This is a genomic window from Nocardioides sp. ChNu-99, assembly GCF_029493445.1.
In the GTDB taxonomy this organism is placed as follows: Bacteria; Actinomycetota; Actinomycetes; order Propionibacteriales; family Nocardioidaceae; genus Nocardioides.
Window position 1 is genome coordinate 1 of sequence record NZ_JAHWBL010000091.1, and the last position, 7,847, is coordinate 7,847.

Annotated in this window: 7 protein-coding genes; 4 read left to right on the forward strand and 3 right to left on the reverse strand. The window is 78.4% G+C overall.

Going from position 1 to position 7,847, the window contains the following annotated elements; genetic code table 11:
- The 4 genes from KK617_RS18055 to KK617_RS18070 form a co-directional block, all read left to right on the forward strand.
- The coding region (locus KK617_RS18055; protein WP_277501578.1) for a VWA domain-containing protein at positions 1-1,021 on the forward strand (1,021 nt) is incomplete at its 5' end.
- Entirely contained in the window at positions 1,021-1,635 is a 615-nt protein-coding gene (gene cobO / locus KK617_RS18060; protein WP_277501579.1) for a cob(I)yrinic acid a,c-diamide adenosyltransferase, read from the forward strand. The genes KK617_RS18055 and cobO, both read left to right, overlap by 1 nt.
- Complete coding sequence (locus tag KK617_RS18065) at positions 1,632-4,127, forward strand: cobyrinate a,c-diamide synthase (RefSeq protein WP_277501580.1); 2,496 nt, start codon at positions 1,632-1,634, stop codon at positions 4,125-4,127. The genes cobO and KK617_RS18065 overlap by 4 nt, the downstream gene beginning before the upstream one ends.
- Complete coding sequence (locus KK617_RS18070; RefSeq protein ID WP_277501581.1) at positions 4,124-5,077, forward strand: cobalamin biosynthesis protein; 954 nt, start codon at positions 4,124-4,126, stop codon at positions 5,075-5,077. The genes KK617_RS18065 and KK617_RS18070 overlap by 4 nt, the downstream gene beginning before the upstream one ends.
- On the opposite strand, the gene KK617_RS18075 is transcribed toward KK617_RS18070, so the two are convergent.
- From KK617_RS18075 to KK617_RS18085, 3 genes are all read right to left on the reverse strand, one after another.
- Positions 5,061-5,822, reverse strand: coding sequence for a cobalt-precorrin-6A reductase (locus KK617_RS18075; RefSeq protein ID WP_277501582.1), 762 nt, complete (start codon positions 5,820-5,822; stop codon positions 5,061-5,063). The two genes, KK617_RS18070 and KK617_RS18075, sit on opposite strands and share 17 nt — an antisense overlap.
- Positions 5,819-7,330, reverse strand: a complete 1,512-nt coding sequence (locus tag KK617_RS18080; RefSeq protein ID WP_277501583.1) for a cobyric acid synthase — start codon at positions 7,328-7,330, stop codon at positions 5,819-5,821. The genes KK617_RS18075 and KK617_RS18080 overlap by 4 nt, the downstream gene beginning before the upstream one ends.
- Before the next feature lie 23 nt (positions 7,331-7,353).
- On the reverse strand, positions 7,354-7,847 hold a 494-nt coding region (locus KK617_RS18085; protein WP_277501584.1), incomplete at its 5' end, for an FHA domain-containing protein.

The window sequence follows — 7,847 nt, forward strand, 5'->3', positions numbered from 1 at the left end:
CCCGCAGCCCGGCAGCGACGGCGGGGCCGCCGCCGAGCCCCCAGCCGACCGGGACGACCAGGGCGGGCCCGGCGCCGGCCCGGACTCCCCCGACGCGCGGGACGCCCCCGACACCGACCAGCCCGGCGACGGCTCCGGCACCCCCGCCGCCCCCGCGGGTACGACGGTCGCCGCGGGCACGCCGTACCGTCCCCGCGTGCTGCGGGTCGCCGGCACCGGCGAGGGCGAGGCGGGCCGCCGCTCCCGCGCGATCACCTCGACGGGGCGGCGCATCGGCAACGCCCCCGGCACGGCGGGCGGGCTCGACCTCGTCGGCACCGTCCGAGCCGCCGCCCCCCACCAGCACGCCCGCGGCCGCACCGACGGCCGGCTCCTGCTGCGCGGCGCGGACCTGCGGGGCGCCGTGCGGGAGGGCCGGGAGTCCAACCTCGTGCTGTTCTGCGTCGACGCGTCGGGATCGATGGCGGCGCGCAAGCGCATGCAGCAGGTCAAGACGGCGATCCTCTCGCTCCTGCTCGACGCCTACCAGCGCCGCGACAAGGTCGGCCTGGTGACGTTCCGTGGGCTGGAGGCCGAGGTCGCCCTGCCGCCCACCGGCTCGATCGACGTGGCCGCGCGCCGCCTCGACGCGCTCCCGGCCGGCGGACGCACCCCGCTCGCCGAGGGCCTGCTCGCCGCTGCCGACGTGCTGCGCCGCGAGCGCCTGCGCGACCCGCGCCGCCGCCCGCTGCTGGTGCTCGTGACCGACGGCCGGGCGACCGCCGGCGCCGACCCGGTGGAGCGCTCCCGGCAGGTCGCCACGTGGCTCGCCGAGCAGGGCGTCGACACCGTCGTCGTCGACTGCGAGAACGGCCCGTTCCGCCTCGGCCTGGCGCGCAGGCTCGCCGAGCACCTGCAGGCGACGTACCTGCCCGTCGCGGAGGTGAGCGCCGAGGTGCTCGCCGGCGCCGCCCGCGCCGCGACCGCCGACCGCGCCGAGCGCCCCCACCTCGACCGCTCCGGGACGCGGGGGGTGGCCTGATGCCGCAGGGCAAGCCGGTCGTCGTGCCCGACGACGGCCTCACCACCGCGCAGCGCCGCAACCTGCCGCTGCTCATGGTCAACACCGGCGACGGCAAGGGGAAGTCGACCGCCGCGTTCGGCCTCGCCATCCGCGCCTGGAACCAGGGCTGGGACGTCGGGGTCTTCCAGTTCGTGAAGTCCGCCAAGTGGCGCATCGGCGAGCAGACCGTGCTGGAGCGCCTGGGCGAGCTGCACGAGCAGACCGGCGAGGGCGGCCCCGTCGAGTGGCACAAGATGGGCTCCGGCTGGTCGTGGTCGCGCAAGGCCGGCGAGGCCGAGGACCACGCCCGCGACGCGGCCGAGGGCTGGGCCGAGGTGAAGCGCCGCATCGCGGCGGAGCGCCACGACCTCTACGTGCTCGACGAGTTCACCTACCCGATGGAGTGGGGCTGGGTCGACGTCGAGGACGTCGTCGAGACCCTCGCGCACCGCCCCGGGCGGCAGTACGTCGTGGTGACCGGCCGCCGCGCCCACCCCCGGCTCGTGGAGGTCGCCGACCTCGTCACCGAGATGACGAAGGTCAAGCACCAGATGGACCGCGGGCAGAAGGGCCAACGGGGGATCGAGTGGTGAGCACGCACCTGCCGCGGCTCGTCGTCGCCGCCCCCGCCTCCGGCCACGGCAAGACCACCGTCGCGACCGGCCTCATGGCCGCGCTCGCCCGCCGCGGGCTCGAGGTGTCGGGCCACAAGGTCGGCCCCGACTACATCGACCCCGGCTACCACGCGCTGGCGACCGGGCGGCCCGGCCGCAACCTCGACCCGCACCTCGTCGGCGAGGAACGGATCGTGCCGCTGCTGCTCCACGGCGCCCGCACCCCGCGGCCCGCCGACGTGGCGGTCGTCGAGGGCGTCATGGGTCTCTTCGACGGCCAGATCGGCGGCGACGGCTTCTCCTCCACCGCCCACGTCGCGACGCTGACGGCCAGCCCGGTCGTGCTCGTCGTCGACATCTCCTCGGCCTCGCGCACCATCGGCGCCGTCGTCGCCGGGCTCGCGGGCCACGACCCCGGCGTGCGGGTGGCCGGTGTCGTGCTCAACAAGGCGGGCTCGCCGCGGCACGCCGACGAGGTACGCCGCGCGGTCGCCGCGACCGGCATCCCCGTCCTCGGCGTGCTGGGTCGCGACGACGCCATCGTCGCGCCGTCGCGCCACCTCGGCCTCGTGCCCGCCGCCGAGCGCGCCGACGCCGCCACGTCCCTGGAGCGGCTCGCCGCGCAGGTCGCCGAACGCATCGACCTCGACGCCGTGCTGGAGATCGCGCGCGGCGCCGCGCCCCTCGCCGTACCCGCGTGGGAGCCGGCCGCCGCCGTCGAGCCGGTCGCGGCCGCCGCCCGCCCGAAGGTCGCCGTCGCCGGCGGCCGCGCGTTCACGTTCACCTACGCCGAGACCACCGAGCTGCTCGAGGCGGCCGGCTGCGAGGTCGTCGTGCTCGACCCGACCCGCGACACGGGTCTCCCGCCGGGCACGCAGGGTCTCTACCTCGGGGGTGGCTTCCCCGAGGTGCACGCGGCGGCGCTGAGCCGCAACGCGGCGCTGCGCGACGACCTCCGGGCCGCCGTGGCCGCCGGGGTGCCGACCGTCGCGGAGTGCGCGGGCCTGCTCTACCTCTGCGGCACCCTCGACCACGCCCCGATGGTCGGTGCGCTGCCGGCGACCGCGGCGATGGCCCCCCGCCTCACCCTGGCCTACCGGTCCGCGACGTCGGAGGTCGCGACCCTGCTCGGGCGCCCCGGCGAGACCGTCACCGGCCACGAGTTCCACCGCACCCGGGTCACCCCCGCGGCCGGGGGCACCCCCGGCTGGGTGCTCGAGCCGACCGCCTCCCACCCGCGCACCGAGGACGGCTACGCCTCCCCCACGCTCCACGCGTCCTACCTCCACGTGCACTGGGCGGGGCACCCGCACCTGGCGCAGCGCTTCGCCGCCGCGGCGGCCGCCACCGCGCCGTACTCCCCCGTGGCGCCCGTCGCCGCCCCGGCGGCCGGCGTCCCCGCGGCCGCACCCCACGACGCCCCGCCCGCCGACCCGCTGCGCCACCACGGCGACACCGAGACGAGCGCCGCGGACGGCACGCCGCTGGCCGACTTCGCCGTCAACACGTACGACGGGCCCCGCCCGCCGTGGCTCACCGCGGCGCTGCTCGGCTCGCTCGACGACGTGGGCGCCTACCCCGACGCGGCGCGCGTGCGCGTGGCGGAGGAGGCGCTGGCCCGCCGCCACGGCCGGCCCGCCGAGGAGGTGCTCGCCACCGCCGGCGCCGCCGAGGCGTTCACCCTCGTCGCCCGGGCACGCCTGTGGCGCCACCCGGTGGTCGTGCACCCGCAGTTCACCGAGCCCGACGTGGCGCTGGCCGCGGCCGGCACCCCGGCGCGGCACGTGCTCTTGCGCGCCGAGGACGGCTTCGCGCTCGACCCGTCGCGGGTGCCCGACGAGGCCGACCTCGTCGTCGTCGGCAACCCGACCAACCCGACGGGACGCGTCCACCCCGCCGTCGACCTCCGGGCGCTGACCCGTCCCGGGCGCCTCGTCGTCGTCGACGAGGCGTTCATGGACGCGATCGCTCAGCCCCGCCACGCCCTCGCGGACGCCGAGGTGCCCGGCCTCGTCGTGCTGCGCAGCCTCACGAAGCTGTGGGGCATCCCCGGGGTCCGGGCCGGCTACGTGCTCGGCGAGCCGGCGGTGCTCGAGCAGCTGCGCGCCGTGCAGACACCCTGGTCGGTCTCGTCGACGGCCCTGGCCGCCATGCGCGCCTGCGCCTCCGACGAGGCCGTCGTCGAGGCGGCCGAGCGGGTGCGCCGTCTCGCCACGTGGCGCGGCGTGCTGGTCGCCGGCCTCGACGAGCTCGGCGTGCCCCACGTGCCCGGCCACGCCCCGTTCGTGCTCGCCCGGCCCGGGGCCGGCGTGCGGGAGGAGCTGCGCCGCCACGGCCACGCCGTGCGCCGCGCCGACACCTTCCCGGGGCTCGACGCCTCCTGGGTGCGGATCGCCGTGCGGAGCCCCGAGCGCACCCGCTCGCTGCTGACCGCGCTGGCGTCGATCACCTCCGGCGTCGGAGCCCGGTGACGCGCGCCCGGGCTGCGGGCCTGCTGCTGGGGTTCGCGGTCGACCGGGCGCTGGGCGATCCGCGCCGCGGCCACCCCGTCGCCGGCTTCGGCCGGGTCGCGGGCCGGCTCGAGACGCTCGGGTGGGCCGACAGCCGGGGCCGCGGGGCGGCGTACACACTGCTGCTCGTCGGCTCCGTGACCGGGCTCGGCGCCCTCGCCGAGCGCCGCACCCGCGACGTCGCCGGCGCGTCCGGCGAGGTCGCCCTCGTCGCGCTCGCCACCTGGGCCGTGCTCGGGGGCCGCTCGCTCGACCGCGAGGCCGCCGCCGTCCAGCGCCTCCTCGCCGGCGACGACCTGCCCGCCGCTCGCCGCCGGCTCACGCACCTCGTCGGTCGCCGCACCGACGACCTGAGCGCCGACGACGTGGCGCGGGCCGTCGTGGAGTCGGTCGCCGAGAACACCTCCGACGCCGTCGTCGCCCCGCTCGTGTGGGGCGCGCTGGCGGGGGTGCCGGGGCTCGTCGGCTACCGCGCCGCCAACACGCTCGACGCGATGGTCGGCCACCGCTCGCCACGCCACGAGCGCTTCGGCTGGGCCTCGGCCCGCCTCGACGACGGTCTCAACCTGCCGGGCGCCCGTCTGTCCGCACTGCTCGCCGCTGCGGCCGCCCCGCTGGTGGACGGCGCCCCCCGCGACGCCCTGCGCGCCTGGCGCCGCGACGCCGGCGCACACCCCTCCCCCAACGCCGGCCCCGTCGAGGCGGCCTTCGCGGGCGCTCTCGGGGTGCGGCTCGGCGGACGGACCGTGTACGGCGCCCCCGGCGCCGAGCGCGTCGAGGACCGACCGGTGCTCGGCGACGGCCGGCCCGTCGCGGCGGGCGACGTCGCCCGCGCGCGGCGACTGGCGGCGTACGTCGGCACGGGGGCCGTGCTCGTCGCGGCGGCGACCGCCCTCAGCGTGCGTCGCTGACGGCGCGCACCCAGGACGCCGCCGCGGCGACGTCGTGCACCACCCGCGGGGCGTCGGTGCCCGGCGCGCGCACCGCGCTGGGGCGGCGCACCACCACGACCGGCAGCCCGAGCTCGCGGGCCACGTCGAGCTTGGCCCGGGTGAGGTCGCCGCCGGAGTCCTTGGTGACGAGCACGTCCGCGCGGTGCTCCGCGACGAGGGCGCGCTCGCCGTCGACGGTGTAGGGGCCGCGGTCGAGCAGCACGCGCCAGCCGTCGGGCAGCGGCACCTCGGGCGGGTCGACGACCCGCGCGAGCACGGCGGCGTCCGCCAGCGGTCCCGTGCAGTCCTCGAGGCCCTGCCGTCCGACGGTGAGGAACGGGCGGTCACCGAGGCCGGCGGCCGCGCGGGCGGCCGCGGCGACGTCGTCGACCCACACCCACGCGTCCGCCCCCGGCTCGCCGGACCAGCCAGGGCGCTCGAGCCGCAGCAGCGGCGTACCCGTGCGGGCGCAGGCGGCCCGGGCGTTGCCCGAGATGCCGACCGCGAACGGGTGGGTGGCGTCGACGACGGCGCGGGCCCCGTGCTCGCGCAGCCACGCGACGAGCCCGTCGACGCCGCCGAAGCCGCCCACGCGGGTCTCGCCGACGGGCATGCGCGGGCGGGCGACGCGGCCGGCGAGGGACGACACGACCTCCTCCCCCGCCTCGACGAGCACGCGGGCCAGGTCGCGGGCCTCGGCCGTGCCGCCGAGCAGGAGGATCACCGCTCGCTCCCCGGGGGCAGCGGGCGCAGGTCGCGCGGGGGGCCGGACGCGACCAGGTCGAGCAGGGCGTCGACGTCGAGGTGCTGCTCCACGAGGTCGCCGAGGAGGTCGAAGCGCGCCTCGCGGGCGGCGGCGAACGACACCTCCTCCGCTGGCTGGTACGACGCGCCGACCGCCGCCGCGGCCCGGGCCAGGAACGCCCGGCGGAACGCGTCGGACTCCAGCGAGCCGTGCCACATGGTCCCGTGCACCGCGCCCTGGGCGGCGCCGCCGAGGAACTCCTCGCCACCGTGGCGGGTGGTGCGGCCGTGGTGGATCTCGTAGCCCCCGACGGGCGCGCCCAGCGCGGTCCCGCGCGGCAGGCGCAGCACCTTCTCGGCCGCGAACGTCGTCGTGACGTCGAGCAGGCCCAGCCCGTCGGCGGACGCGCCTGGCCGGCCCTCGACGCCGTCGGGGTCCTCCACCCGGCGCCCCAGCATCTGGAAGCCCCCGCAGATGCCGAGCACGGGACGGCCCGCCGCCGCGTGGTCGCGCACGGCGTGGTCGAGGCCCCGGGCGCGCAGCCAGGCGAGGTCCTCCAGCGTCGCGCGCGTGCCCGGCAGCACGACGAGGTCGGCGTCGGCCAGCGCCGCGGGCGAGGACGCGAACACCACGTCGACGCCCGGCTCGAGACCCAGGGCGTCGACGTCGGTGAAGTTGCTGATGCGCGGCAGGCGCACGACCGCGACCCGGAGCGCGCCGCCCGCGGCAGCCCGGCGGCCCGCGAGGTCGAGGGCGTCCTCGGAGTCGAGCCACACGTCGGGGCTCCACGGCAGCGTGCCGTAGACGCGGCGACCGGTGAGCCGCTCCAGCTCGGCCAGGCCCGGGGCGAGCAGCACGGGGTCGCCGCGGAACTTGTTGACCACGAACCCGGCCACGAGCGCCTGGTCGGCCGCCTCCAGCAGCGCGACGGTGCCGTGGAAGGCGGCGAAGACGCCGCCGCGGTCGATGTCGCCGACCACCACGACCGGCATGTCGGCGTGGCGGGCCAGGCCCATGTTGACGTAGTCGCCGGCGCGCAGGTTGATCTCCGCCGGGCTGCCCGCACCCTCGGCGACCACGACGTCGTACCGCTCCGCGAGGTCGTCGTACGCGGCGTGGGCGGCCGCCGCGAGGTGCCGCCGACCGGTCTCCCAGTCGGCGGAGGACACGGACCCGCCGGGGCGGCCCATCACCACGACGTGGCTGCGCCGGTCGCCGCCGGGCTTGAGCAGCACGGGGTTCATCGCGGCCTCGGGCTCGGCGCGGGCGGCGAGCGCCTGCGTCCACTGCGCCCGGCCGATCTCGGCGGTGCCGCTGCCCGGGTCGTCGGGCCGCAGGGCGCAGACCATCGAGTTGTTGGACATGTTCTGGGCCTTGAAGGGGGCGACGCGCAGGCCGCGGCGCGCGAACGCGCGGCACAGCCCGGTCGTCACGGCGGACTTGCCGGCGTCCGACGTCGTCCCGGCGACCAGCAGCGACCCGTGCACGCGGGGAGGCTACCGGGACGGGCTCAGCCCTCCCGCGCCACCCGCATCTCGCGGTCGCCGAAGCGCACCACGTCGCCGTCGACGAGCGTGGCCGCCCGCCCCGGCGACAGCTCGCGGGCGACGCCGCCGCGGTTGATGAACGAGCCGTTCGTGGAGCCCCGGTCCATCACGACCAGGGCGCCGTCGGCCGACAGGTGGAACTGCGCGTGCGTCTTCGAGACCGACATGTCGCTGGAGGACAGCGGCACCAGGTGCGCGACCTCCTCGCCCCCGCGCGGCTCGGGACGGCGCCCCACCAGCCCGAGGCCGGTGACGACGAACGACTCCCCCGAGTCGAAGGTGACCCGCCACGTCGCCGAGCGCCCCGGCGGCTGCACCGCGTGCCGGGACGTCGGAGGCGCGACCGGACGCTGCTGCGGGGCGGGGGCCGGGGGCACCGCGGGCGTCGCCACCGTCGGCGGCGTGGGGCCCTGCGGAGCCGCCGACGGGTCGCGGCGACGGCGGCCCGGCTGCGGGG